This is a genomic window from Streptomyces sp. NPDC058231 (genome assembly GCF_042882275.1).
Classification (GTDB): Bacteria; Actinomycetota; Actinomycetes; order Streptomycetales; family Streptomycetaceae; genus Streptomyces.
Map to the genome: position 1 here is coordinate 133,625 of NZ_JBHVWN010000004.1, position 25,913 is coordinate 159,537.

The 25,913-nt window shown below is 68.2% G+C and carries 24 protein-coding genes and 1 pseudogene; 19 read left to right on the top strand and 6 right to left on the bottom strand.

All coding sequences use genetic code 11. The features are described from left to right. The first annotated feature begins 11 nt into the window (after positions 1 to 11). Genes ACFVXE_RS04500 through ACFVXE_RS04530 form a run of 7 tightly spaced genes read left to right on the top strand, consistent with a single transcriptional unit; the run spans position 12 to position 3,357 of the window. Positions 12 to 497, top strand: coding sequence for a gas vesicle structural protein GvpA (locus tag ACFVXE_RS04500; protein WP_389669101.1), 486 nt, complete (start codon positions 12 to 14; stop codon positions 495 to 497). A 3-nt stretch (positions 498 to 500) separates the two neighbouring features. Next, positions 501 to 1,214: a GvpL/GvpF family gas vesicle protein gene (locus tag ACFVXE_RS04505; protein WP_389669102.1), complete on the top strand. Its 714-nt coding sequence runs from the start codon at positions 501 to 503 to the stop codon at positions 1,212 to 1,214. Between the two features lie 10 nt (positions 1,215 to 1,224). After that, positions 1,225 to 1,485 (top strand): gas vesicle protein GvpG, encoded by a 261-nt coding sequence (locus tag ACFVXE_RS04510; protein WP_389669104.1) that lies wholly within the window; start codon positions 1,225 to 1,227, stop codon positions 1,483 to 1,485. A gap of 8 nt (positions 1,486 to 1,493) precedes the next feature. Further along, positions 1,494 to 1,937 carry a gas vesicle protein gene (locus ACFVXE_RS04515; protein ID WP_389669242.1) on the top strand — a complete coding sequence of 148 codons (444 nt, stop codon included), beginning with the start codon at positions 1,494 to 1,496 and terminating at the stop codon, positions 1,935 to 1,937. Beyond that, the gene (locus ACFVXE_RS04520) at positions 1,930 to 2,751 is read left to right on the top strand and encodes a GvpL/GvpF family gas vesicle protein (protein WP_389669105.1); all 822 of its coding nucleotides are present in this window, start codon (positions 1,930 to 1,932) and stop codon (positions 2,749 to 2,751) included. The genes ACFVXE_RS04515 and ACFVXE_RS04520 overlap by 8 nt, the downstream gene beginning before the upstream one ends. Next, on the top strand, positions 2,748 to 2,960 hold the full coding sequence (locus ACFVXE_RS04525; RefSeq protein ID WP_389669107.1) for a gas vesicle protein: 213 nt from the start codon (positions 2,748 to 2,750) through the stop codon (positions 2,958 to 2,960). The genes ACFVXE_RS04520 and ACFVXE_RS04525 overlap by 4 nt, the downstream gene beginning before the upstream one ends. Continuing rightward, on the top strand, positions 2,950 to 3,357 hold the full coding sequence (locus ACFVXE_RS04530) for a gas vesicle protein K (protein ID WP_389669109.1): 408 nt from the start codon (positions 2,950 to 2,952) through the stop codon (positions 3,355 to 3,357). Before ACFVXE_RS04525 ends, ACFVXE_RS04530 begins: the two co-directional genes overlap by 11 nt. A 585-nt stretch (positions 3,358 to 3,942) precedes the next feature. Here the strand turns inward: ACFVXE_RS04530 and ACFVXE_RS04535 are convergent. Continuing rightward, a complete protein-coding gene (locus ACFVXE_RS04535; protein WP_389669111.1) occupies positions 3,943 to 4,218 on the bottom strand; it encodes an isoamylase early set domain-containing protein in 276 nt (91 codons plus the stop codon). A gap of 476 nt (positions 4,219 to 4,694) precedes the next feature. Between ACFVXE_RS04535 and ACFVXE_RS04540 the strand changes: the two genes are divergently transcribed. Further along, positions 4,695 to 4,964: a GlsB/YeaQ/YmgE family stress response membrane protein gene (locus ACFVXE_RS04540; protein WP_389669112.1), complete on the top strand. Its 270-nt coding sequence runs from the start codon at positions 4,695 to 4,697 to the stop codon at positions 4,962 to 4,964. 150 nt (positions 4,965 to 5,114) lie between these two features. On the opposite strand, the gene ACFVXE_RS04545 is transcribed toward ACFVXE_RS04540, so the two are convergent. Then, positions 5,115 to 5,663 (bottom strand): hypothetical protein, encoded by a 549-nt coding sequence (locus ACFVXE_RS04545; protein WP_389669114.1) that lies wholly within the window; start codon positions 5,661 to 5,663, stop codon positions 5,115 to 5,117. A gap of 172 nt (positions 5,664 to 5,835) precedes the next feature. On the opposite strand from ACFVXE_RS04545, the gene ACFVXE_RS04550 reads away from it, so the two are divergent. Further along, a complete protein-coding gene (locus ACFVXE_RS04550) occupies positions 5,836 to 6,291 on the top strand; it encodes a PaaI family thioesterase (RefSeq protein ID WP_389669116.1) in 456 nt (151 codons plus the stop codon). A gap of 188 nt (positions 6,292 to 6,479) precedes the next feature. Here the strand turns inward: ACFVXE_RS04550 and ACFVXE_RS04555 are convergent, their stop codons facing one another. Continuing rightward, the gene (locus tag ACFVXE_RS04555; RefSeq protein ID WP_389669244.1) at positions 6,480 to 6,653 is read right to left on the bottom strand and encodes a CsbD family protein; all 174 of its coding nucleotides are present in this window, start codon (positions 6,651 to 6,653) and stop codon (positions 6,480 to 6,482) included. Positions 6,654 to 6,746: 93 nt separating this feature from the next. On the opposite strand from ACFVXE_RS04555, the gene ACFVXE_RS04560 reads away from it, so the two are divergent. The 8 genes from ACFVXE_RS04560 (at position 6,747) to ACFVXE_RS04595 (ending at position 18,051) form a co-directional block, all read left to right on the top strand. Next, positions 6,747 to 7,235: a flavin reductase family protein gene (locus ACFVXE_RS04560; protein ID WP_389669118.1), complete on the top strand. Its 489-nt coding sequence runs from the start codon at positions 6,747 to 6,749 to the stop codon at positions 7,233 to 7,235. Positions 7,236 to 7,575: 340 nt separating this feature from the next. Beyond that, positions 7,576 to 8,331, top strand: coding sequence for an alpha/beta hydrolase (locus ACFVXE_RS04565; protein WP_389669120.1), 756 nt, complete (start codon positions 7,576 to 7,578; stop codon positions 8,329 to 8,331). Next, the gene (locus ACFVXE_RS04570) at positions 8,303 to 8,650 is read left to right on the top strand and encodes a hypothetical protein (protein WP_389669121.1); all 348 of its coding nucleotides are present in this window, start codon (positions 8,303 to 8,305) and stop codon (positions 8,648 to 8,650) included. Before ACFVXE_RS04565 ends, ACFVXE_RS04570 begins: the two co-directional genes overlap by 29 nt. A 492-nt stretch (positions 8,651 to 9,142) precedes the next feature. After that, complete coding sequence (locus ACFVXE_RS04575; protein WP_389669123.1) at positions 9,143 to 10,084, top strand: ABC transporter ATP-binding protein; 942 nt, start codon at positions 9,143 to 9,145, stop codon at positions 10,082 to 10,084. Beyond that, complete coding sequence (locus tag ACFVXE_RS04580; protein WP_389669125.1) at positions 10,081 to 11,439, top strand: ABC transporter permease; 1,359 nt, start codon at positions 10,081 to 10,083, stop codon at positions 11,437 to 11,439. The genes ACFVXE_RS04575 and ACFVXE_RS04580 overlap by 4 nt, the downstream gene beginning before the upstream one ends. Before the next feature lie 4 nt (positions 11,440 to 11,443). After that, positions 11,444 to 14,200, top strand: a complete 2,757-nt coding sequence (locus tag ACFVXE_RS04585; protein ID WP_389669127.1) for an alkaline phosphatase family protein — start codon at positions 11,444 to 11,446, stop codon at positions 14,198 to 14,200. A 366-nt stretch (positions 14,201 to 14,566) separates the two neighbouring features. Continuing rightward, entirely contained in the window at positions 14,567 to 16,927 is a 2,361-nt protein-coding gene (locus ACFVXE_RS04590) for a GH92 family glycosyl hydrolase (protein ID WP_389669129.1), read from the top strand. A 161-nt stretch (positions 16,928 to 17,088) separates the two neighbouring features. Continuing rightward, positions 17,089 to 18,051, top strand: coding sequence for an alpha/beta fold hydrolase (locus ACFVXE_RS04595; RefSeq protein ID WP_389669130.1), 963 nt, complete (start codon positions 17,089 to 17,091; stop codon positions 18,049 to 18,051). On the opposite strand, the gene ACFVXE_RS04600 is transcribed toward ACFVXE_RS04595, so the two are convergent. Together ACFVXE_RS04600 and ACFVXE_RS04605 are read right to left on the bottom strand one after the other, a co-directional pair. After that, positions 18,035 to 19,444, bottom strand: coding sequence for an MFS transporter (locus ACFVXE_RS04600; protein WP_389669132.1), 1,410 nt, complete (start codon positions 19,442 to 19,444; stop codon positions 18,035 to 18,037). The genes ACFVXE_RS04595 and ACFVXE_RS04600 overlap by 17 nt on opposite strands. A gap of 374 nt (positions 19,445 to 19,818) precedes the next feature. Then, positions 19,819 to 20,379: pseudogene (locus ACFVXE_RS04605) on the bottom strand (alpha/beta fold hydrolase); the annotation flags it as partial. A 226-nt stretch (positions 20,380 to 20,605) separates the two neighbouring features. Between ACFVXE_RS04605 and ACFVXE_RS04610 the strand changes: the two are divergent. Together ACFVXE_RS04610 and ACFVXE_RS04615 are read left to right on the top strand one after the other, a co-directional pair. Beyond that, the gene (locus ACFVXE_RS04610; RefSeq protein ID WP_389669134.1) at positions 20,606 to 22,804 is read left to right on the top strand and encodes a phosphocholine-specific phospholipase C; all 2,199 of its coding nucleotides are present in this window, start codon (positions 20,606 to 20,608) and stop codon (positions 22,802 to 22,804) included. Between the two features lie 152 nt (positions 22,805 to 22,956). After that, positions 22,957 to 23,304, top strand: coding sequence for a hypothetical protein (locus tag ACFVXE_RS04615; RefSeq protein ID WP_389669136.1), 348 nt, complete (start codon positions 22,957 to 22,959; stop codon positions 23,302 to 23,304). Between the two features lie 70 nt (positions 23,305 to 23,374). On the opposite strand, the gene ACFVXE_RS04620 is transcribed toward ACFVXE_RS04615, so the two are convergent. Then, complete coding sequence (locus tag ACFVXE_RS04620; protein WP_389669138.1) at positions 23,375 to 25,288, bottom strand: N-acetylmuramoyl-L-alanine amidase; 1,914 nt, start codon at positions 25,286 to 25,288, stop codon at positions 23,375 to 23,377. Positions 25,289 to 25,913 lie beyond the last annotated feature (625 nt).

The following is a 25,913-nucleotide window of genomic DNA, read 5'->3' on the forward strand; positions in this document are numbered from 1 at the left end:
AAGGAGGCACCATGACAGTGGTGCCGCAAAGCGGTGGAAGCATGTCGAGAGGCGGTGGCGGCGGCAGCCTCTACGACGTCCTGGAGCTCATTCTTGACCGGGGGCTGGTGATCGACGTCTTCGTCCGCGTGTCACTGGTCGGGATCGAGATTCTGAAGATCGATGCCCGCATCGTCGTGGCCAGCGTCGATACGTACTTGCGCTTCGCTGAAGCCTGCAACCGCCTCGACCTCGAGTCGGGAAGCAAACAACCGGCGCAGCTGACGGACATCGTCGGCGACACGCTCGAGAGCGGAGCTCGTGGCAAGTCCAAGGGGGCGCTCACCGGCGCCGTGGAAGCCGTGACCGACAGCCTAAAGGGCGGAGGAAGCGGTGACGAAGGCGCGGAGGCGGACGAGGAGACCGAGGAGACGGAGAAGCGCAAGGAGCCCGTTGAGAGGAGACGGCGGGCGACGCGCCGACCAGCACGACGCACGAGGGAACACGAGGAGGAGTGAGCCATGGCGGTATACGTGTACTGCATCGCCGGCGAGAAGCATCCGCTCCACCTCGACGGCGTCACCGGCGTCGGGGAACCTCCCTCGCAGTTGCGTACGGTCACCGAGGGGTCGCTGCGCGCAGTCGTCAGCGATGCGCCGGCGGGCCTGCGCCCCAAGCGCCGGGACCTCACCGCGCATCAGGATGTGCAGAACCGCCTGATGGCGGACGGTACCGTTCTGCCCTTGAGATTCGGCCTCACAGCAGAGGACGACGAGGCAGTGCGGGTGGTGCTGGAGGAGCGCGCCGGCGAGTACGTGGACAGGCTGCAAGCACTGGAGAGTTGCGCCGAGTACCACCTGAAGGTGTCGCAGGACGAGGAAGCCCTCCTACGCCAGATCCTCGAGGACTCGGACGAAGCCCGGGCCCTCAACGATGAGATCCGCAGCGGCACCGCCGGCCCCGACACCCCGCTCGCGCTGGGCGAACTGGTCGCAAGAGAAGTGCAGGCGCGCCAGGAGGCACTGGCCGCAGGCGTGGTCGAAGCGCTGCGTCCGTTCGCCCGGGATCAGGAGACCTCGCAACCGACCGGCAGCGATTTCCTCAGCGCCTCGTTCCTCGTGGCCGAGGACCAGGACGAACTCTTCCTCACCACCGAGTTGAGTCTCGCCAACCAGATGGGGGACGAGTTCCAGTTCCGGCTCCACGGTCCTCTTCCCCCGTACAGCTTCGTCTGAAGGGCATCTGATGGGCCTCTTCACTCAGATCGTGACCCTCCCGCTGGCACCCGTGCGCGGCGTCGGCTGGGTGGTGGACCACGTCCTCGAAGCAGCCGAGAACGAGTACTACGACCCCGCACCTGTGCAGCAGGCCCTCGCCGCGCTCGAAGCGGATCTCCTTGCCGGGCGCATCGATGAGGAGACGTTCGACCGGAGAGAGGATGAGCTGCTCGACCGGCTGGACGAGATCAGGGCGTACCGGCAAGGAGATTCGAGGCCGGGGCCGTGACCGATCCCATGGCCAACAGGCTGGGCTCCTATCCATCCAGGGCGGCACCGCCCTACGCTCAGGGGTCGTCCGCGAACCTCGCCGACATCCTTGAGCGGGTGCTGGACAAGGGCATCGTCATCGCGGGCGACATCCAGATCAATCTGCTCGACATCGAGCTGCTGACCATCAAACTCCGGCTGCTGGTCGCCTCCGTCGACAAGGCGAAGGAAATGGGCATCGACTGGTGGGAGCACGATCCGACGCTCTCGTCCCGCGCCCACGGGGAACGGTCCCTCGCCGAGGAGAACAAGCGCCTCCGGGCCGAGATCGACGCGCTACGGCGAAGCGGGGGGCTCCCCGAGAGCCAGGCGGTCCCCGGCGTCGACGCGGCGCTCAGCGGTGAGGCCCTCTCCGACGGCAAGCAGGAGCCCAGGGCGAGCCGCCGCGGTAAGAGGGCGCGGGATGACTGAGCGGGTCACCTATGCCTACGGCGTCGCCCGTAACTCCGACGGACTGGTGGAGGCGGCGGCCACGCTGACCGGTGTGGCCGGCGCGGCAGTCCACTTGCTGGGGCGTACGGACGGTGACGAGTTGCTGCTCGCGGTGAGCGCGGTGTCCGCACAGGATTTCCAGGAAGACGCCCTCAAGGTCCATCTCGAAGATCTTGCGTGGCTGGAGGCGGTCGCCCGCGCCCACCATGGGGTCATCGAGGCGCTGGCCGCACGCACCACGGTCCTCCCGCTGCGGCTCGCGACCGTGTATCTCGACGACGAGCGCGCTCGAAGGGTTCTGGAGACCGGGTGGAATGGCTTCGCGGAACGCCTCTCCCGCCTGGCCGCCCATATCGAATGGGGGGTCAAGATCTATGTGGAGCCGTCCGCCCGACCCGTCGCTCCCGGCTCCGCATCGGCAGCCGCGAGCGGCCTCAGTCCGGGGCGCGCCTATCTCCGTACCCGCAAGGCACAGCAGAGTGTGCGCGACGACGTCTACCGAGCGGCGCAGAAGACGGCAGAACGAGTCGAGGCCGCAGGACGCAAGCATGCCGCCGACCGTGCCAGCCACCGCGTGCAGCAGGGCGAGCTGGCCACCGATCCGGGCGAGAACGTCGTCAACGACGCGTATCTCGTACCACTTGACCACGCCGAGGAGTTCCGCGACGAGGTGAGTAGCGCCGCCGACGGTTTTCCCGGGGTACGGGTCGAGATCACTGGCCCCTGGGCTCCGTACTCCTTCGCGGAGGCTCCGACCTCACCGGGTGACGTGGCGGAAGGCGCGCCTCCATGACCGGGCCCGGTCCCTCTTCAGAGGTGGAGCCTCTGGCGAGCCGCCAGGTCGCCCTGGTCGATCTGCTGGACCGGCTGCTCAGCGGCGGTGTGGTTCTCACCGGCGATGTGGTGCTGTCCATCGCCGACATCGATCTCGTACGCATCTCGCTTCGCGCCCTGATCATGTCCATCCGCACGTCGCCTCCCGGGAGCGACCATGGGGAGTGAGGAGCCTCAGGACGCCGGGCGTCGGTGGGAGGAGGTGGCGGACGCCGCGACCCGCGCTTTCGGGCTGCTGCCGGCCGCTCCGCAGGACCTGCCCGCACCGGGCGGGACCGGTCGGCCCCGGCCTCACCGGATCAGCACGGACCCCGACAACGTCGAACGCGACCTGGTCAAACTCGTCCTCACCCTGGTCGAACTGCTGCGTCAGCTCATGGAGCGGCAGGCACTGCACCGAGTCGACCAAGGGGATCTCACCGAAGAGGAGGAGGAACGACTGGGAGCGACGCTGCTCGTCCTGCACGATCGTATGAACGACCTCTGCACCCAGCACGGGCTGACCATGGACGACCTCAACCTCGACCTCGGACCGCTGGGAACGCTGCTGCCGCCCCCGGAATGAGCCGACTCCGCTCCACGGCCGGGAAGAGCTGCCGTCGGTCAAGTGCAGTCGACGCGGTGCGGGCGGGTGTGCGCGACGTTCAGACGGGTACGGGTGGGCAGTTGTTTCCACCCGACGGACTGTCGGGCACACTCCACCGGTCCGCGGTACAGCTCCCGCACGAACGGGCCGGGGGCGCCGTCGGGGGTGAGTGTGAGGGTGATGCGTGCCTCGGGGTGGGTGCCGGGCAGGCGACCTGCATCGGTTTCAAGGACTTCGCTCAGCGCGTGGTCGCGGAGTTCGACCCCATCGACGGGCGGCGTTCCACCCACCCATACGGCCGGGGCGGTGTCGGCGCAGCTGGGTCAGCAGCCACCACAGGGTGAATTGAGGAGAGGCCCGGCCCGCGCACACCCTCACGCCGGGCGCACACCGACTCATGGCCTGGAGAACAGGCCTCTGGACCGCGCCATCCAGCGAGGCGGACAGACGCGGCGGCGGGGTCCGACCCGGGAAGGAGCGGCCGTCGCCGCCGCGCACGCGACAGGAGGAACCGCAGCCACCCGTGGCCCCGTCGCCACGGTCACCGAATGCCCGATCTTCAGATCAGGTGTGCAGAATCGCGTTGCGGCCGTCGTGCTCGTCGGCCTGATCGTCATCGAACCAGCAGTCGCCTGCGGCGAGGTAGCGGAAGCCGTACCGCTGCTCGCGCGGCAGCGCGACGGTGACTGCACGACTGCCGTCCGCGCGCGCGACGAAGGGATGTGCGCCAGGCTTCCAGTCGTTGAAGTCCCCGACGACACTGACCGGGCCGACGGGTCGGTCAGCCGGGATGACGAAGGTGACCTCGGTGCGCTTCTTGCCGCGGGCACGCTCAAGCATGGAATACCTTCTTCCCTCGAAAGTGACGTTGCGGTCAGCCTGCCGCCCCTGTCTGCACCGGGCACACCCGGATGAGCCGATCGCGTCGCCCAACCACCCGAGCGGGGCAGCGATGGTGCACGGCGCGGAGGCGGGGCCTGCGGTCGGTCGGCAAGTCACGTACGCGGTCAACAAGTCCGGCGCACGGCACGATCAGCTGGTCGGCTGCGAGTTCGGGGAACAGCTCGGTCCGCTCCCCCAGGAGGACGACGACCGCTCAGGGCCGCCCCTCAAACCCCCGCGGACGCACCACGACGGCGACGGTGCCTCGCCCGCCGTTCACCCGTATCAACGTCGTCCCGCGCGTTGAATCAGTCCGCGGCAGCCACTGGCCGATGCTGGATCCTGTCCGGCTGGAGGTGGCCGACGGTCCGTTGTGGCCGACGACGGACACGAGGAACGGCGGGCACGGCGTTCGAGTGAAGGGTGAGTACGTCATGGGCATCATTGCGTGGATCTTGATCGGGTTGCTGGCCGGTGCGATCGCCAAGGCGTTGCTCCCGGGCAAGGACCCGGGAGGCTGCCTGATCACCATGCTGATCGGTATCGCCGGTGGCCTTCTGGGCGGCTGGCTGGGGAAGGTCATCTTCGGCGTGCACTCGATCAACGGCTTCTTTCATCTCTCCACCTGGATCGCCGCCGTAGTCGGATCCGTCATCGTCCTGGTTGTCTACCGGCTCATCGCAGGACAACGACGCGGCCGCTGAGAGCCTTGGCCGGCGGCGCCACCGTAGAGCCCGGACTGGTCGTCGGGAGCTCTGCGGTAAGTGCACCGCCGGCTTCCCGGTCGCCGACCGTCGGCGCCACGGTCCACCTCGTCAGACCGGTGATGACCAGAGGCGCCACGTCCTCGTCGCTCAAGGCCGCCAGCGGGGAGCCTGGTCATCCGGGGTATCCGGACTCGCGAAGTGGAACGGGACCGAAAGGCGCACAGCCAGGGCTCTACCGGCCCTGTCGGCGGCTGCCGCCGACGGGTGGAGCGGGCCCGCATCCTCCCCTTCACCAAGGTGCCGTACAGCCGTGCCCCGGTAGATGGTGGCCAGTGGATGCTCACCCGCGGGGTCAGCGGTGATCGCCAGCAGGTTCACGAACCAGTCATGAACGGTGTCACCGTCCCACACCGCCTCGATCGCGGTGATACGGCCGGGGCAGCCGGCAGCGCGGGCTGCCAGGGACACCACGTCGAGGGGGCTGTCGGGGGTGCGGGCGATTCTGTCGCCGTGCTGGAGGTAACGGTCGTGGACGACGAGCTGAGCGTCATTGAGTCCCAGACCACGGGCACGGCCGGCCTCGAACACGATGCGGATCGCCTGAATGCGGGCGTCCCGCAGGACGTATCCGTCGACCTGCTCACGAATACCAGCCGGTAGAACTTCCCACCATTCGGACGTATCCATGCCGGCCATCCAGACTCTCTCCGTCTCCCGCACGACCCTCACGACCGGCGCCGCCGAACGCCACTGTACGCACGGCACCGCAACGCCCTTACGCTCGGGCCGGAATGAAGATCCGTCCGGCGAATCACGGCAGCCTCACATCGTCCATGGCGGCCCGTGACGTCCGCGAAGAGGAGAGAGCGTGGAAGATCAGACGCAGCAGGAACAGGTGAGCCCACAGGTGCAGGCGCGCATCCGGAGCAGCTTCGACCGTCAGGGGCTTATGGCCCACCTGGGTGCGCGGATAACGCAGATCGCGCCGGGCCGGGTGCACATCGTGCTCCCGAGCCGTCCTGAAGTCACTCAGCAGCACGGCTACTTCCACGCGGGCGCCACCAGCGCGATCGCGGACAGCGCCGGCGGCTACGCCGGCTACACGCTGTTCCCGGAGAACACCGAGGTGCTCACGGTCGAGTACAAGATCAACCTGCTCGCACCTGCCGTCGGGGACCACATCGAAGCGGTGGGAACCGTGTTGAGGTCCGGCCGCACCCTGACCGTGTGCCGGCTGGAGGTGTTCGGCCTCCAGAACGGCCGTCAGAAACTCGTGGCGAACGGACAGCAGACGTTGATCCGCGTGAACAGCCCCGAGCGGTGACGACGCCGTCGAGGCATTCCGGTACCGGCGAGCACGCTGTGAGCAGGTCGCTGCGCTGAAGTAGCGGGCTCGACGGAGGGAGCGGCATGGCGTGAGCGCCAGGTCACGGAACCCACGCCCGCCCGCTCGCCCCCAGGCCCTACGCAGACCGCTTCATCACCTCGGTCGGGTCGCAGCCGACCCGCGCGTCAGTGCTTGAACACGTCCTTGATCTTTTCCTTGGCCTGTCGGGTGTCACCCTTCGCCTTCTCGGCGCGCCCCTTGGCTTCCAGGCTTTCGTTGCCCACGGCACGGCCTGCGGTCTCCTTGACCTTGCCCTTGGCTTGCTCGACCTTCGATCGAGATTTCTGACCACCGGACATAATGATCACTCCCAACATGTCGAGCATACTGCAACAAGGACAAACTGGACCTTTATGAATGAATAGGACTCCTACACCAGGAGGGTTTCTCAGATGGCAGAATTCGACGCCTTCACCGCGTTGGTGGAATCTCCTGTGTATGTGGTCACCACCGCGGTCGGGGGCAAACGCGCGGGCTGCCTGGTCGGCTTCGCCGGCCAGTGTTCCCTGAAGCCTGCCCGGTTCGTCGTATGGCTCTCCAAGGCCAACCACACATACCTCCTGGCCCGCGAGGCCGAAGTTCTGGTGGTCCACCTGCTCCCTGGACGCCACGACCTCGCCGCGCACTTCGGCGCCTTGTGCGGTGCCGAAGTGGACAAGTTCGCCGACGTCCCATGGAGCGAAGGGCCTGACAAGGCCCCTGTTCTCACAGACGCCCTCGCCTGGTTCGCCGGACGGATCCACCATCGAGTTGACGGAGGCGATCACGTCGCCTTCCTCCTCGACCCCATCACCACGCACGCCCCGCACACCAGCACCGGCACAACACCGCCGCTGTCCCTGCACGACACGCTTGACATCACCGCCGGACACCCCGCGTGAACTCCGCCGGGACTGAAGGCTGGATATCGGAAGAAAAAATGCGTCGGCCTGGAGGCTGCCGGCCGACGTAGCGGCGGCCATGCGCTGCTCGACCACGCCCGTGACGAGCAACGTCCGGGCTGCCGTCACCCTTGATCTGCCCGGCTCCGACTGCACCCAGGATCGGCACTTCTCATCCTGCAACGCGAAGGGCAGGATGGGCTGCATCGCATCAGCGAGGCTGGAGGACGATGTGCCGACGCGGCTGACGGGTCCCGTGGAATGCGCCGTCCTCCTGGCTTTCGACAGCGCGGCCTTGATGCGGCTGCGCCTCACTGCGCCGGGCAGGGTGTGATCAATCGTGCCGTTGGGCTTCCTCTTCTCCGTAGCGCTGCTGACCCTGTGCACGTTCGCCGCGCTGCGGCCACCCCTGCCACCGCGGTCGAGTCCGTCGAACCGATGGTTCTGGCTCGGGTATCTACTCAACGAACAGCCGTTCCTGGGCCTGGCCCTGCTGGTGGCCGGCACCCTTCCCACGCTGTTGACACGGGTCGGTACGCCACTGTGGTGGCTGGCGGTCGCACTCACCGCCGTCCCCGCCTGCGGCATGGTCGCCCTCGCGTTCCGCTCCCGGTCGGCGCGCAGCGTCCTGGAGGCGGCCCTGGCAGCCCGGCCAGGCATCCGGATACCCCACAGGCGACTACCCCTCCTCAGGGTCCTGCTGCTGCCCTTGATTTCATGGCGGCCCGACGTACGCAGGCTCCGTGACCGCCGGTACGGCGACGCCCGGACCCAACGCCTGGACGTATACGTCCCGCGCGCCCACCCGCACGGCGCGCCGATCCTGCTGTATCTGCACGGCGGCGGGTTCATGACGGGCAGCAAGCTTCTCCGTGCGCACCCGCTGCTCCACCGCCTGGCCGGCAGCGGCTGGGTCTGCGCGAGCGCGAACTACCGGCTACGAACCGCCTACACCGACTCGCTCGCGGATGCACGACAGGCGATCGTCTGGTTGCGTGACCACGCCGACGAGCTCGGCGCCGATCCCTCGCGTCTGGTCGTCGCCGGAGGATCGGCCGGCGCACACCTTGGCCGCGACCATCGCGCTGACCGATGACTCGGTCTCCGGCGCCGTCGGACTGTACGGCTACTACGGACCGGCCGGCGCAGACGCATCGGGCGCCCCCGCCACCCCGCACGCCCATCTCCATGCGGACGCGCCACCGTTCCTGATCGTCCACGGCGCCCTGGACACTCTGGTGCTGGTCAAGGACGCCCGTCGCTTCGCGGACGACCTCGCCCGCACCTCCACCGCGCCGGTCACCTTCGTCGAACTGCTTGGCACCCAGCACAACTTCGACTCCTTCCACTCCCTGCGGTTCCACGCCGTCACCGACGCCGTCGAAGGCTTCGCCGCCTGGGCCACGCGCCGGTGACCTTCGCGCGGTAGCGAGGGGCGGCGCGCGGACAGAGACGGCGGAGATACCGGCCCGCCCCGGTGCGTTCCAGCAGTCGGGCGAGTGCGAGGGCCGCATTCACCGCGGACGGACGAGAGGTTCACCTCCGTCGGGAGAACGCTCAGTCAACTGCCTGGCGGCCGTCGGTGGCCTCGTCGGCCTCGCCGCACGGCGCCGAGTCCCTGAACCCACCTGACACGTGATCACCCGAGTACCCATCACACATCCCTGACCGATGGTCAGGCGGGCGCGCTCCGCCGCCCCGCGCGGCGCGCCTGCTGACGCAACTGCGCAGACCCTCGCTCGATCTGCCCTGCGACCGCGCCACCGGAAGGACGTCGGTCGAAACATCGACAGCCATCGGCGCAGCGGCTCCTCGTCGTCTCCCGTTCCGCAGGTGTTCAATCAGCAACCCCTGCCTGCGTGGTGTGCCGCCCCTAGGGTCCCTGAGGGTTTCGAAAGAAGGGGTTCATGGACACACGCTTCGCAATCCGGGCTCACGGGATCACCAAGTGTTTCGGCGACGTCGTCGCACTCGACGGCATCGATCTCGACATGGCACAGGGGCAGATCCACGGCCTGGTCGGACCGAACGGTGCCGGTAAGACGACCTTGCTCGGCCTCCTGCTGGGTCTGGCCGTCGCCGACAGCGGTCGCCTCGAGATCCTGGGCAGGCCGGTAGGGCGGTCGCTCGCCGCTCCCGACGGTGTCGCCGGTTTCGTGGACGGGCCCGGCCTCTACCCCTCGCTCACCGCCAGGCAGAACCTCGCCGCGCTGGCCGCTCTCCGCAGCCGCGACGCGCGGACGACGGACATCGACGAGGTACTTGACGACGTCGGGCTCACCGATGTCGCGGACGACCGGGCCCGCGGCTTCTCCCTCGGTATGCGTCAGCGGCTCGGGCTCGCAGCCGCCCTCCTCACAAAGCCTCGGCTGCTCGTGCTCGACGAACCTTCCAACGGTCTCGACCCGGCCGGAAAGAGACACGTCCACGGAGTCCTGAACCGGCTCGTGGCGGGCGGGACCAGCGTCGTCCTCTCGAGCCATCGCATGGACGACCTCGAAGCGCTGTGCTCGGAGGTCACCATCCTCGCCACCGGGCGGGTCGTCTTCTCCGGTCCGCTGAGCAAGCTCGCCGCAGAGAACCATGAACTGGACTACCGGCTGCTCACCTCCGACCCGCAGGCCGCCCGCGGGCTCGCTGTCGGCATGGCCGGAATCGGCGTCGTCGACGACGCCGGAGCATGGCACGGCGACGAGGTGCTCGTCGTGCGCGCGCTGGTGCCGGCCCTCGATGAACTGGTGGCGCGGCTCGTACACGGGGGCATCGCGGTACGCGAGCTCGCCCCCGTGGTGTCGCCGCTCGAGGCCGCGTTCCTCGCCCTCACCGAGCAGCAGGAGGCCGACCGATGACCGCCACCCTCACCGTCGACAACGTTGCCAGGGTCCACCCCGTATCGGTGGCGCGCGGCTACCGCTTCGAACTGGTCAAACTGGTCTCGCAGTGGCGTATCCGTCTGCTGGTTCTCGCATGCTGGATCGCGCCGGCGCTCTTCGTGGCCGCGGTGAGTCAGCAGAGCTCGCTCCCCTCCGACACCCTCTTCGGCCGCTGGATGCACGCCACGGGGTGGGCCGGCTCACTGGTGGTGCTCGGCTTCGCGGGCAGTTGGGCACTTCCGTTGCTGACCTCGCTGGTCGCCGGTGACGTGTTCGCCTCCGAGGACCGGCTCGGTACATGGCGCCACCTGCTGGTGGCGGTCCGGTCGCCTCGGCGGATCTTCATGGCGAAGGCACTGGCCAGCCTCACCGTCATCCTGCTTCTCATGGCAGGGTTGGCGTGTTCCAGCGCGGTCGGCGGGCTGGTGACAGTCGGCAACCAGCCATTGGTCGGACTCGACGGCCACCTGCTCACGCCTTCGGAAGCCGCAGGCGGGGTCCTCCTCGCCTGGGTGTGCGTGCTCGCCCCGACGGCAGCCCTCGCCGCAATCGGACTGCTCGGGTCGATCGCACTGGGGCGTTCCCCGATGGGGCTGCTGCTGCCCGCGCTCGTCGCGCTCGTGATGCAGCTCGCCCAGATGCTGCCGCTGCCCGTGGCCGTACGTCTCGCCCTGCCCGGCTACGCGTTCATCGCCTGGAACGGCCTCTTCACCAGCCCGTCACAGATCGACCCACTCCTGATCGGCATCGCGGTCAGCCTGGTGTGGGCCTTGTTCGCGACGGCGTTGGCGTACTTCCTTTTCCTGCGGCGCGACTTCACCAACCCGGCGTACGACGGCACCGGACGCCGTGCGATCAGCACCGGGCTGCTGCCGTTGGCCGGACTGGGCGCCCTCACGGTCGCGGTCGTAGCCGTGGCCACGCCGTCCCTGGGCTCCGGAATCGAGCAGGACAAGGTCCAGCGGTCGGTGGCCACGGCCTTCGCCCACCTGTACCGCATTCAGACCGACGAACTCAACCGTCCGGACGTCACCGAGGCGCAGCTGCGGGTCACGGCAGCATGCAACAAGGGCGCCGGGCAGGTCGCCGCCCATGGGCCGGGGAACGACTGGCGATGTGTCGTCACCTGGCATCTCCCCCGGGTCGAGGCCGCAGGGACGGCCATCTACCAGCTCGACGTCACCTCCGACGGCCGGTTCATGGCCGATGGCGACGGGCCGAAGGAGGTGAACGGCTACTTCCTGGTGCGGACCCCGATCGGGGACACACCGAATCCGCTCTGGCAGTTCGACGGCAATGTCGAGCTGCTCTCAGCCACTTCGAAGGGATGACTCAATGCAGGTAACACGCCGCCGCCGGCGTGTCGAGAGGGATTATTTCGTCCTTCTCGGTAGGAGCATCGGCCGCCGGACCACTCTGGTAACGGCAGGCGTCACCGCTGTCGCCCTGGCCGCCACCGGCACCGCTTTCGCTCAGACGCACCAGTTCGGCACCGAACAGGTGGGTCAGACCACCGCTCAGGGTCAGGTCATCTCCAGTGACCAGCACATCGCCCCGTACGGTGACCGCCTCGTCATCAACAACGGCAAGATCATGTCGTCCTCGGTCAGCCCGGACGGCACTCACCTCGCGGCCTCGGTCACCGATGGTGGCATGGCACTGGCCATCGTGGACGTCAAGAACTGGAAGGTGCAGCAACTCGTCGGCAACTCGGCGTCGGCGAACCTGCGCATCAGTGGCAACGACGTGGGCCAGGAAGGTCCCACGTACTCGCCCGACGGTTCGCAGCTGTGGCTGGGCCAGACCGACGGCTACACCAGGTTCACCGTGAATCCGGACGGCAGCGTCGCCGACCCGACGTTCGTCCCGATCCCGGCGGACGGGCCCAGACACGCTCTGGTGGGTGCGGCGCTGTTCTCGGCCGACGGCTCCACCGTGTACTCCGCCGTCAACGGTCAGAACCGGGTGGTCGCCATCGACGCGGCGACCGGGTCCATCCAGCAGAGCTGGGCCGTGGGCAACGCGCCGCGTGGCGTGGTCCAGGTCGGCACCAGGCTGTACGTCAGCAATGAGGGCGGGCGTCCGGCGAAGTCCGGCGACACCACGATCAACTCCTACAACACCCAGGTACCGGCCGATCCGGTGACCGCTGCCACCACCACCGGCACGGTCAGCGTCATCGACCTGAGGAACCCGGCCGCCGCCGTCTCCAGTATCAACGTCGGTCTGCACCCGACCGCGCTGTATGCCAAGAAGGGGGCGGTGTTCGTCACCAACACCGCCACCAACGAGGTGTCGGTCATCGACGCCGCCCGGAACAAGGTCGTGCAGACGATTGCCACCCAGCCATGGCCGGAGGCGTCGGTGGGCTACGAGCCGGACGCGGTGACACTCACGGACGACGGTCACCTGCTGGTGACGCTCGGACGCGCCAACGCGGTCGCCGTCTACCGGTTCACGAGCCCGCAGGAGCCGGTCAGCTACGTCGGCCTGCTCCCGACGGACTACTTCCCCGCGGAGATCGCCACCGTCGGCAACAAGGTGCTGGTCTCCAACACCCGTGGAATTGACGCCCGCCGCCCCACCAACAGCGCCGGACACGCCACCCACGACACGACTTCGAGCCTGCAGCAGTTCACGCTGCCGAACGATCGCGTCATCAAGTCCGAGACCGCCAAGGTCTTCAAGCAGAACGGCTGGACCGGTGGCGCGGTCCCACTGGCGAAGGGCAAGGGCAGGACGAAGCCGGTGCCGGTCCCGGCCCGACTCGGCGATCCCTCGACGATCAAGCACGTCTTCCTGATCGTCAAGGAGAACCGGACCTACGACCAGCTCTTCGGTGACATTCCGCAGGGCAACGGCGAACCTTCGCTGGCGCAGTTCGGCGAGAACGTGACGCCGAACCAGCACGCGCTGACCCAGCAGTTCGGGCTGTACGACAACACGTACGACATCGGCACGAACTCCGCCGAGGGACACAACTGGTTGATGCAGGCAGACAATCCGGAGTACACCGAATCCTCGGCCGGTGAGTACCTGCGCAGTTACGACACCGAGGACGACGCTCTCGGCCATCAGCGGACCGGCTTCATCTGGACCGGTGCGCAGGCGGCGGGGAAGTCGGTGCGGGACTTCGGCGAGTTCCAGCAGTTCCTGGCCAAGCCTTCGGGTTCGACCTGGCAGAACCTGTACTGCGACACGAAGAACATGGAGGCGACCGAACAGGACACCGCCTACCATCTCGACTCGTCCTCGCCGATCCCGTCGCTCAACGACGTGTCGGTACACGGCTTCCCGAAATTCGACACCAGCGTCCCGGACATCTACCGGGCCGAGATCTGGAAGCGTGACTTCGAGAAGAACGGGCCGGCGAACCTGAACATGTTCTGGCTCTCCAGCGACCACACCGGCGGTCCGGCGAACGCGACCGCTCAAGTCGCGGACAACGACCTCGCGGTCGGCAGGATGGTCGACACGATCTCGCACAGCCGGTACTGGAAGGACTCGGCGATCTTCGTCGTCGAGGACGACTCCCAGGCCGGCCTCGACCATGTCGACGGCCACCGCGCCCCGATCCAGATCATCAGCCCCTGGGCCCAGCACGGCACCGTCGACAGCCACTACTACTCCCAGATCACGATGATCCGGACCATCGAGCAGATCCTCGGGATCCACCCGATGAACCAGAAGGACAGCGCGGCCAGCCCGATGACCGGGGCCTTCACCCGTAAGGCGGACTTCGAGCCGTTCAAGGCACTGCCCAACCGGACCTCGCTGACCGCGGGTCTGGCGACCTCGCCCGCCTGCGGCCTGGACACCCCGGCACCGCAGGACCCCAGCGCGGCGCCCGTGCCTTCGGCGAAGGTGCCTGCGGCCAAGCAGGCGGTAGCGGCGAAGTGGGACACCTGGAAGTCGCACCAGCGGCTGACCGGCCCCCACGCCGTGCCCGACTTCGCGAACCCCGCGCAGATGAACCACCTCACGTGGTACCAGACGCATGAGTGGTCCGAGCCGTACCCCGGCGAAGACAAGATTTTCTCGCCGGAGGACGTTCCGGGCGCCTACATTCCGTCGTCGGAGTCCGACGGCTGACCTGGTTCGAAAGCTCAACGGGCCCCTGTACGGCGTCATGCCGGCCAGGGGCCCCTTCCGTCCGCTGCACGGCGAACCACTCAGCTGCGGCCGTCCGGGCGCGGCGCCCATGGCTCAGCTCCAGCCAGGTGCGTGCACGGACCTCATCCACCGGACACTCGGCTGCCTGCTGCACTCGCTCAAAGGGAGACCGCCTCGTGCCGGCGGTTCGGGTCCGTGGGCGGTCACGCCCGCCCGAAGAGCACTGTGCGGACTACAAGTCCACATCACACCAACGGAGTTGAGGCGCGGATTGACGGAACGGCACCGGAAGGGCAAAGATCGACAAGCTCGAAATTGACAACGTTGTCGTACGAGAGGATCGCGATGAGAGCGTTGAAACGCGTGTTCACCGCCTTGTTGATCGCCACCACCGTGGCCGCGGCTTCCGCCACCTCCGGCGTCGCAAGCGCCAAGGAGCAGGGCCCGAAGTTCGCCGATGACCCCACCACGCTGGTCGACACGTCGATCGGCAACAACGGTGACGGGACCACTTTCCCGGGCGCCGCCGCCCCGTTCGGCATGGTTCAGCTGAGCCCCGACACGCAGCTGAACAAGTACGCCTCCTATGACTACAAACAGGACACCATCCTCGGCTTCAGCCACACGCATCTCTCGGGTGTCGGCTGCCAGACGATGGGCAACTTCCGGTTCATGCCGACCACCGGTGCCGTCACGTCGTCCGACCCGGCGCAGTCCGGTGCGAAGTTCAGCCATGACAACGAGACCCGCGCGCCGGGCTACTACGGCGTGAAGTTCGACAACGGCATCCAGGCAGAGCTCACCGCGACACAGCGGACCGGCCAGCACCGCTACACCTACCCCGCCGGATCGGGCGCCGAGAACGTCCTGATCGAGGCCGGCGAGAGCAACGGCAGCACCTACGCCGGCGATGTCAAGGTTGTCGGCGACGACACGGTGGAAGGGTGGGTCCAAGGGGGCAACTTCTGCGGTGAGACCGGGAAGGAGCGCTACCGGATATTCTTCAGCGCCAAGTTCGACCGGAAGTTCTCGGACTTCGGTACCTGGTCCGACGGCACCCTGACTCCGGACCAGCGCGAAGCGACGCGCGGCACCAAGCGCGCCGGCGCCTGGGTGACGTTCGACCCGGCCAAGGGCGACCAGGTCGGTACTTCGGTGGGCCTCTCCTACACCTCGATCGACGGCGCGCGCCTCAACCGCAAGGCCGAGCAGCCGAAGTCGTTCGACAAGGCCCGCACCGGCGCGCACGACGCCTGGCAGGACGAGCTGAACCGCATGCGCGTGGCCGGCGGCAGCACCGCCGATCAGCGCACGTACTACAGCGCGCTCTACCATTCGCTGCTGCACCCGTCGATCGGGTCCGATGTCGACAACCGCTACCGCGGCTTCGACGACCAGGTGCACCGCGCGGATTCCACGTACTACCAGATGTTCTCGCTCTGGGACACCTACCGCTCGCAGAACCAGCTGGTGGCGCTGCTGAACCCGGACAAGGCCACGGACATGGCCAAGTCCGTGCTGCACATCTACCAGGACGGCGGCTGGCTGCCGCGCTGGGGACTCGGCGGCGGCGAGACCAACGTGATGAGTGGCGATCCCATCACCCCGTGGATCGTCGACATCTACAACCGCGGGCTGCTGGACACCCACACCTCGCGCCAGCTCTTCGACGCCCTCTGGAAGAACGTCAACGAGGTCCCCGCGGACCAGTCGATCTTCCGTGGCCGCGACGGCAACCCGACGTACGTCAAGAACGGCTGGGTCGGCTACCAGAACCTGCCCGGGTACCTGTACGGCGACAGCCGCCAGGCGGGCTCGGCCACGCTCGAATACTCGCTCGCCGACTGCGCGCTGTCCACCATGGCCGGCGGCCTCGGTTACCGGGACAAGGCCGCGACGCTGGCTTCGCGCTGCGACAACTTCACCAAGCTCTGGGACTCCGGCGTCACGTCGCAGGGCTTCTCCGGATTCCCGGTGGCGAAGAACGCGGACGGCACGGTCGCCGGTAACCCCGACCCCACTCAGTCCGGCGCCTTCCACGAGGGCACCGCTTGGCAGTACCAGTGGCTCGCCCAGCAGGACCCGCAGACCCTGTACGGCCTCATGGGCGGCCAGGCAGCTGCCGAGCAGCGGCTCGACAAGTTCTTCGACATGCCGACCGTGCTCACCGATCCGGCGAAGGCCGCCTCGGAGTCATGGGTGACCGGCGCGTACGACTACCACAACAACTTCGCCTTCAATCCCAACAACGAGCCCGACTTCCACACGCCGTGGATGTACGCGTGGACCGGCGCGCCGTGGAAGACCTCAGCCGTGCTGCGCGCGATGCGGACGCTCTTCACCGACGACGTGTACGGCATGCCCGGCAACGACGACCTCGGCGCCACCTCGTCGCTGCTCGTCTTCGCCATGGCCGGCATCTTCGAGGCCCAGCCCGGCTCCGCCGACTACGTGGTCACCGCGCCGATGTTCGACAAGGTCGAGATCCGGCCCGAGCACGGACGGAAGATCACCGTCGAGGCCCCGGGCGCCGACGCGTCGAAGCTCCAGTACGTGTCCTCCGTGGACACGAACAAGGGCAAGCTGCGCCAGAGCTGGCTCTCCCACAAGGATCTGCTCCGCTCCGGCACGATCAAGGTCAAGCTCTCGGAGAAGCCGACGAGCTGGGGCGTCGACGCCGCCCCGCCCGCCATGGCCCAGCGCTGAGCCCCTGGGGTGCGGCACCCTCCCCGAGAGGGGGCCGCACCCGGGCGGAGCACCGCCTCGTCGGCCGGTGCGACGGGCGGGGCGGGCTCCGCGCAGGCCCAGGGCCGAGGCCGCCGAGCAGTGGACGGACCGCCGAGGCCACGCCGTATACGCTCAGGCACATGGTTGAGCATCGGATGGTTGACGCGAACGGGGTCCGACTGCACATCGCCGAGGAAGGCGAGGGCCCCCTGGTGGTGCTCCTGCACGGCTTCCCCGAGTCATGGCACTCCTGGCACCACCAGTTCGGTCCCCTGGCCGACGCGGGCTTCCGAGTGGTCGCCCCTGACCAGCGTGGATACGGGCGCAGCGACCGTCCCGAAGCCGTTGACGCGTACAGCATCCTCCACCTGGTCGGCGACGTCGTCGGTCTGATCCAGGCGATGGGTGAGGAGCAGGCGTACGTCGTCGGGCACGACTGGGGCGCGCCGGTAGCCTGGCACACCGCTCTGCTGAGGCCGGACATGGTCCTCGGGGTGGCCGGCCTGAGTGTGCCGCCCCCGTTCCGGGGTACGGAGCCTCCGCTGGTCGCCATGGACAAGAAGTTCGGCGGCCGCTTCTACTGGAACTACTTCAACCGCCCCGGTGTCGCCGACGCCGAGTTCGCGAAGGACACGCGCACCGCGTTGCGCAAATTCTTCTATTCGGCCTCCGGTGAAGCTCCCGGCGCCGGCGCGGGCAAGCAGCCGCTGGTCGATCCGGAGCGCGGCTGGCTCGCGGACATGCCGGACCCCGAGACGCTTCCTGACTGGTTCACCGAGGACGATCTCGACGCGCTCACCGAGAGCTTCGCGAAGGGCTTCACCGGGGCTCTCAACTGGTACCGCAACCTCGACCGCAACTGGGAGCTGACCGCTCCGTGGCAGGGCTCGGTCGTCACCTCTCCCGCCCTGTACATCTACGGCGACCGCGACCCGGTTCCTGCCTTCCCCGGCACGCCCGAACTCATCGAGAGGCTCCCCCGTCTGATGCCCGGTCTGCGGCGCAAGCCACTGGAGCTGGCGGGCTGCGGCCACTGGACGCAGCAGGAGCGTCCGGCCGAGGTGAACGCGGCACTCATCGAATTCCTCACGGACTGTTCCTGAGCCCGGGCCGCCGAATCGGGGAACTGCCATCCGGGCTCCCTCCCCGTGAACCGGGTTCGGCGGTCGGGGAGCTCGTCCCGTGGACCTCGGCGGCGCCCTCCGGCGGCGTGTCCCGGGATGCCGGAAGGGTCGGCCCCAGGCGCGCGAGCGGTGACAGAACCATCAGCGCCGGGGACAGCAGCATGCCTGCTGCCGTCACCAGGAGGCTGGTGCGCAGCCCCCACTCCTCCGCGAGGAATCCGCCGAGCAGCGAGCCGAGCGGGGTCAGGCCCATGCCGCTGAACGCGATCGTCGCTGCGGCGCGGCCCTGCATCCCGTCCGGTGTGACGGTCTGCCGTACGGCCATGACCGTGACACTGACCAGCTGACCGCCGGCCCCGAACACGAAGTTGACCGCGAGGAGTGCGGAAATCGTCACCGCTGAGGAGCCGTTCAGCGCGGGCACACACAGGAAGGCTCCATCGCCGAGTACTGCCGCGGAGACGAGTACCACACCGTGGCCGAACCGACTCGGCAGGCGAGCAGCCAGCATCGAGCCCAGAAGCGCGCCCGGACCCGTCGCCGCGAGTGTCAACCCCACGGCGGTGCCCGACATGTGCAGTTGGAGCGGCAGGAAGAGCAGATACACGGTCATCGCGGCAGCGAAGGAGAACTGGAAGGCGGCCGAGGCCAGGCACACGGTCCGCAGCAAGGTGTCACCGGCGACGAAACGGATGCCCTCACTGATCCGCCGCCGTACCCGCGGGTGACGGGCCGGGCGCTCCGGGACCGATTCGGTGCGGCGGATCCGTCGGATCGACAGGAACGACACTGTGAACAACAGGGCACTGGAGGCCGCAGCGATCGGCGCCGACAGCATGGACACCAACGCACCGCCGAGAGCAGGGCCGCCGATCTGTGCCGCGGACCGGCTGGCCTCCAGTGCGCTGTTGCTCCGTACCAGTTGATCGCGGCGCACCAGCCGTACGGCTGAAGCCTGGTATGCCACGTCGAAGAACACAGACAGGGCCCCGACGGCGAAGGCGACCACGAACAGTGCGGGCAGGCCGAGCGTCCCGAAGAGGCCGACCACCGCGGCGGCGCCCAGGGCAAGGGTCCGGCCGACGTCCGACAGCACCATCACCGTACGGGTCCGCAGGCTGTCCACCCAGGCGCCGACGAAGAGCGAGAGCAACAGGATCGGTGTCTGCCCCACCGCGCGAAGGGCGCCCAGCTGAGCGGCGCCGGCGTCGAGCGTCAGGACGGCGCAGAGCGGAAGAATCACCAGACTGGCGTGTTCGCCGAGTTGGGAGGCGGTCTGCCCCACCCACAGTCTGCGGAAGTCGCCGTCCCACCACAGGCTCGATGGAACAGGCAGACCGGAGTCGGGTACAGCAGGGGAAGCGGACGGCACGGGGAGTCCTTGGGTCGCCGGCGAGGCCCGCTACCGGGCGGCGCAACGGGTGCGCCGGCGGTTCGGGCAGGAGAAGGCTCGCTGTGCCGCAACACCGTGGGCAGCACGCGATGACAGGCCGATCACGGCCTACAGCGTCAACGCGCGCTCGGACGACCGGGCATCTCTCTGACTCCTCGTGGGTGACTCGCTGCCCGCACACTAGCTCTCCGTGACCCGGCACGGAAGCGGGTTTCGTCGCCCCTCAACGCCAACCGGACGGACTGAACGGTGTTTCGGGGAGAAGGAAGCTGCCGTCATGCGCATGCGCCCGCCCGGGACCGGGGGACAGCCCTCATGGGCACGCAAGGCCCGTGCGGCGCGCGACGACGCCGTCAGGCGCGGGCGAACGCCAGCAGGTCGGCATTGAACTGGTCGGCGAACTTCGGGATCATCGACAGACCGTGCGGGGCGCCGGGGTAGACCTTGAAGGTCGAGCCCTTGACCAGCCTCGAGGACTTGTTGCCCGCGGCCACGATGGGCACGATCTGATCGTCGTCACCGCGGACGATCAGAGTGGGGAGGTCGAACCGCTTGAGATCCTCGGTGAGGTCGGTCTCGGAGAATGCCTTGATGCAGTCGTACGCGCCCTTGATGCCCACGGACATCGACCACAGCCAGAACTCGTCGCGGATGCCCTGCGTCACCGTCGATCCGGGGCGGATCGCGCCGTAGAAGGCCGCACTGAGGTCCTTGTAGAACTGCGAGCGGTCGTTCGCGACACCGTTGCGGATCTCGTCGATAACGTCGATCGGCAGCCCCTCGGGATTCTCCGGCGTCTTCAGCATCAACGGCGGGATCGCACCGAGCAGTACGGCCTTGGCCACCCGGCCGGTGCCGTGCCGGCCGATGTAGCGGGTCATCTCGCCGCCGCCGGTCGAATGGCCCACCAGGATGTCCACCGACGGCGGTCGAGAACCGGGACTGCGTGCCCGGCATGAGTGGTGGGCAGTGCTGTTCATGCCGAACTTCCGCACGATCAGCTCGGGTTCACCCTGCCTTTCTAGGTTGTGCTGGCTGCCGCCGTCACCGCACGGGAATCGGCCGGCCCCCGAGGCCGACGTGATTCCGGCGACGGTCCCCGTCCGGGCGCAGCCCCGTCCGCCGAGCAAGGAATGCGCCATGCCCTCATCAACCAGTCGCCGCGACTTTCTCCGCAGGTCGGCGACGACTCTGGGAGCGGCGGCCGCAGCGTCCGCGCTCCCCGGTTCCATCAGCCGGGCGCTCGCCGTCGACGCGGCAGTCCGCACCGGAACCATCAAGGACGTCGAGCATGTGGTGGTCCTGATGCAGGAGAACCGCGGCTTCAACCACTACTTCGGCACGATGCGCGGGGTGCGCGGCTTCGGTGACCGGTTCCCGATCCCCCTCGAGAGCGGGAAACCGGTCTGGTACCAGTCCGACGGTTCGAGAGAGATCCCGCCCTACCATCTCGACCCCGAGCGCTCCAGCGCACTCCTCGTCCCCTCGACCCCTCACTCGTTCGCCGACGCACAGGCCGCCTGGAACCAGGGCAAACTCGGCTACTGGCCGAAGTTCAAGACCGAGTACTCCATGGGTCACTACCGGCGGGACGACATCCCGTTCCAGTTCGCCCTCGCCGAGGCGTTCACGATCTGCGATGCCTACCATTGCTCCGTCACCACCGGCACCGACCCCAACCGCATCACGTTCTGGTCGGGCTCCAACTTCAACCCCGAACTCGGCCGCCGCGGCATCAACGCCCAGCACGACCAGTCCGAGCCCAACAACCTCCGGTGCTGGATCAACGGTGAATGGGTGCCCGGCGCGTGGCCGCAGACCTACAAGTACGCGAGTAACGCGTTCGACTGGGACACCATCCCGGACGTGCTGGAACGTGCCGGCGTCAGCTGGCACATCTACCAGGACATGAACGACAACTGGACCGGCGCGATGCATGGCTGCCTGGCGTTCGAGAGTTTCCGGACCGCGCGGCCCGGGACCCCGGTGTACGAGCACGGCATGACCGGCGGCCCCGACTTCCTGGACCGGCTCCGGGACGACGTGCTCAACGACACGCTGCCGCAGGTCTCCTGGGTGCTGACGACGGCGGCCGACTCCGAGCACCCCGGTGCGGGCTCCAGCCCCACGCACGGCGGCAACTTCACGGCCGACGTGCTGGACGCGCTGACCGCCAACCCCGACGTGTGGAGCAAGACCGTCTTCCTGCTGACCTTCGACGAGAACGACGGGCTCTTCGACCACGTGCCCGCGCCGGCCGTTCCGTCCTACAACCTCGACGGCACGCTCGCCGGCAAGTCGACGGTCCCGCTGGACGGTGAGTACTTCGACGCGTCCGCCCAGACGTCGTCGTGGCTCAAACCCCAGGACACGATCACTGGCACGACCCGTCCGTGGGGCTTGGGCCCGAGGGTGCCGCTCTACGTCGTCTCCCCGTGGAGCCGTGGCGGCTGGGTCGACTCCGAGGTCTTCGACCACACCTCGATCGGCATGTTCCTCGAACAGCGCTTCGGCGTCCGGATGGACACCATCAGTCCGTGGCACCGTGCGGTCTCCGGGGACCTCACTTCGGCCTTCGACTTCAGGCGCCCCAACGTCCGGCGATTCCCCGCACTGCCCGACCAGAGCGACTGGGCCGACTCCGACGCCCAGCAGCGCACCCTGCCCGCGCCGAAGGCGCCGACGACGGCGGAACCGCTCTTTCAGGAGCACGGGACGCGGTACTCCCGCGCGCTGCCGTACGAACTGCACACCGACGCCTCCGTCGACCACGCCGAGGGCAGGGTCACCCTCCGGTTCATCAACACCGGCCGCAAGGGCGCCGTCTTCCACGTGTACGACAGGAGCCACCTCGACCGGATCCCGCGGCGTTACACCGTCGAGGCCGGGAAGCAGCTCACCGATGTCTGGGACGCCATGGTGGCCGACTCGGGCGCGTACGACCTCGAGGTCCACGGCCCGGGCGGCTTCTTCCGTTCCTTCACCGGGAGTACGGCCTCCGAGGCCGGCCCCGAACTCCGGGTTCGGTACGACCGCTCCGGAAGCTCAGTCGTCCTCACCGTGCACAACCCCGGCCCGAAGCCGGTCACGCTGCACATCGAGCCGCACGCCTACCGATTCTCCGAGCCCCGGACGGTCCATGTGCCGCCCCGCAAGGAGGTCGAACGGCGCTGGTCGCTGAACCCGAGCGGCCACTGGTACGACTTCAGCGTCACGGTGAACGGGTCACCGCTCGAGCGCCGCTTCGCGGGCCGCGTGGAAACCGGCAGGGACGGGATCAGCGATCCCGCCATGGCCGCCCACCTCCGGTCGACTGAGAGCCCCGCAGCCGCCGGCTGATACCGGCCCCGGGCGCCGTCGGACACACCATGCGGCGGCGCCCGAGCAGCACGCGGCGCGACCGTGCAAGTGATCCGCACACGCCGGGCATCGCGAGGAGCCGCTCCGGAAGGTGCCACCTCCTCGAAACTGCAGATGTCGTACGACAAGCCGTGCAGCAGGATGACCGGGGGACCGTCGGCCGGGCCGACCTCGGCGTACCCGACGTTCAGAAGACCGGCTCTGATCTACTTCGACCAGCCGAAGACGGATGCGTGCCCGGCACGGTTGTGGGAAGTCCCGCCGACTTCTCCTCACCGGACGTGGCCGCCGATGCCGACGCCGTCGAGAACGCGGGCAGCGAGGCCGCGGCAGCACCTGCGGAGAACATCTTGGAGAACATTCGCCTGTCCATCACTTGCGCCTTTCTTCTTGCTCCATGTCTGTCCGAGCCGCCCGTCGAGGGGCCCTGCGCGTGCGCGGCGGGAAGGCCCCCGACGCTGTGGGCCGGCGCCGTGTGATCCCGCGTGCCGACTCACAGCGCCACGCGGCCGGGTCACGATCTCGGAGAACAGAGCATCGACACCCGTGTCAGGCGCCGGTCGGGGTGACGTCTGCGGAGTAGACGAGGGCGATGCGGTGGTTGTACTGGATGGTGTACATCTGCTTGGCCCCGATGACGACCGCGCCGGAGGTGAAGTAGTCGTCGGTGGCGGCCGGTTGGGTGGTGGCGACGTAGGCCTGGCCGGGCGGGACCGTGTAGTAGCTGATCGGAGTCTGGGTCGAGGGCGACAGGCCGGCGGGGTACTCGGCCCGGTCGGGGTAGCTGGAGCCGTAGACGGGCACCGGTGCGGAGTCGGTGGCGCTGATCAGGGTCACATCGTGGGCGGGCGTGGTGTTGCAACCGTTCGGGTTGTGGAACCACACTTGTGTGCCGCTGTACCAGATGGCAGTCCAGTCGCCGTCCTGGCCGGCCACCACGAACTGCTGTCCGGCCTGGGCGGTGGAGCCCCAGTCGTTGATCCGGTCGGTGCCCGCGCCACCCTCGTGGATTGCCTGGTCACCGAAGAGCGGGGCGGTTGCGCTCGGCGCGGTGCGCAGCTGAACGAAGTTCGAGGGCTGCCGCTGGTCGGTGCAGGCGGTGGTGGCGCCGGTCGGGTCGTCCGACGGGCAGATCTGCACGGTCTGCTGGTTGTCCGTGAAGCCGGGTGTGATCGTGACCGCGGAGCCGACCGGGCCGACCCCGTGAGGTCCGGTCACCGGGGCGCCGAGAAGGCTCATGAAGTGTTCCCAGTCCCAGGAGGTTCCCGGGTCCCAGTGCATGCCCGCGACCAGAGTGGAGTTGGGTCCGGCAACATTGTCATGTCCGAGGATGTGTTCGCGGTCCAGCGGGATACCGAAGCGCTGTGAGAGGTACTTGACCAGGTTCGCCGTTGCCTCGTACTGCGCCTCGGTGTACCAGGTGCCGCCGTGGGCTGCGAAACCTTCGTGCTCGATGCCGATGGAGTGCAGGTTGGTCGAGTAGTTGCCCGCGTGGAAGGCGATGTCCTTCGTGGGCACCATCTGGGTGACCGCACCGTCGGAGGAACGCATGACGTAGTTGGCCGCGGAGCCGTCCGCGGCCTGGAAGGCACTGATGGCCGACTCGTACGAGGACTCCGTGTCGTGGATGACGATGGTGTCGATCCTGATGCCGTTGTCGGGCCGGCTGGAGACCTGCCCGTTGGAGGGCGAGGCCGCCAGGTAGGTGCATTGGACCACGGGCGGACACTCGGTCGGCGTGGGCTCCTCGCCGGTGAGCGCGAGCTTGCCCAACTGGCCGGTCGCGGTACGGACTCCGGCGTTGGCGCGCATCGATACACGCTGGCCGTCCTGGGTGGTGCGGCCGGCCCCGGCCCTGACGGTTGCGTAGACGCGGTCGGCGAACGCCGTGGCGCTGTCCCTCTGCGACGAGCCGCTGTAACGGGCCACCGCCGCGTACCACTGCCCGGCGTCGGCCGGCGTGTCGCCGCTCACGGCCCGCTGGTACGCCGCAAGCAGGGCCGCGCCACCCTCGATGTTGGCGGCGGGGTCGTTCCGCAGGGCTGTCGGCGACAGGCCGGTCAGGGTCGCCGCGGCGTGCACCGTGTGCAGGGCCGGATCGCCTGCCATGGCGGCGAGGTCGCCGCGGCCGACAGCGCCGGCAGCGCCCGCAGCCATCATGGCGGCAGTGACGTCGGTGAGGTGCATCGGCCCGTAACCGCCGCCGGTGCTCATCTGGCCGGTGTGTGCGTCCCACGCCGACTCCTGGTACGCCACCGCGAGCAACACCTGTGCGGGCACCTGGTACTTGGCCGCGGCCGACGCAAACTCCCGCTGTCTGACCGTAGACGACGAGGCGTCGGCGCCGGCTTGCGCGGTCGGTGGCAGGAGGACGGAGAGGCCCGCCGTCAACGCGCTTGCCGTGGCCAGTCCGATCAGCCGACGCCTGTGCTGTGACGGAAGCTCCCGGGAAGCGTCGTTCATTTTCTTCGCCTTCATGTGTTTCCTTGCCTCTGAACAACTGGTCAGGGGTGAGCTGCCTGGCATCTCTGCTCGATCCGACCGGACCGAGAGGCACTCCGAGACGGAAGGAGGACGGCTCCGGAGGCGGCCGCGCGGTGAACGGTTTCTCGGGCAGCCGTTGTTGAAGTCAGCAATCTCGGACCGCGACAGCAACTGTGCGTCCACATAGGTGCGTTCGCACTTTAGACAGAGCAAACTCGACCATGCAAGCGACACTCGCGCCGTGGAGTTCGACCACGGACAGAAGCGCGGCCTCTAGCCGAAGCCAGTCGACAACGTCGAATTCCGTCATCGATCCGGACGACCCGATGCCGGGGCGAAACCCGGTGGGGCAGGGCGGGTTGTGGGACGGTGAGCAGGACGAGTACCGGCGCCCGGTCCCGAAGAGGGAGCCGCCGCAGCGAGCGGGACCCGGTCGTCCCGTGGAGATCGGCGCATGGCCGATCCGAGTACCACGATTCCCATTGAGTCTTCGCCATCTTCGAACATGCAGGTCGGAGGCTCTGGCGTGGTGCTCGCTCGGGGTACTCATGCTGATTTCGGGCGGGAGTCTGCGGTCTTGATCATCCGTCATGTCATCGGTCGA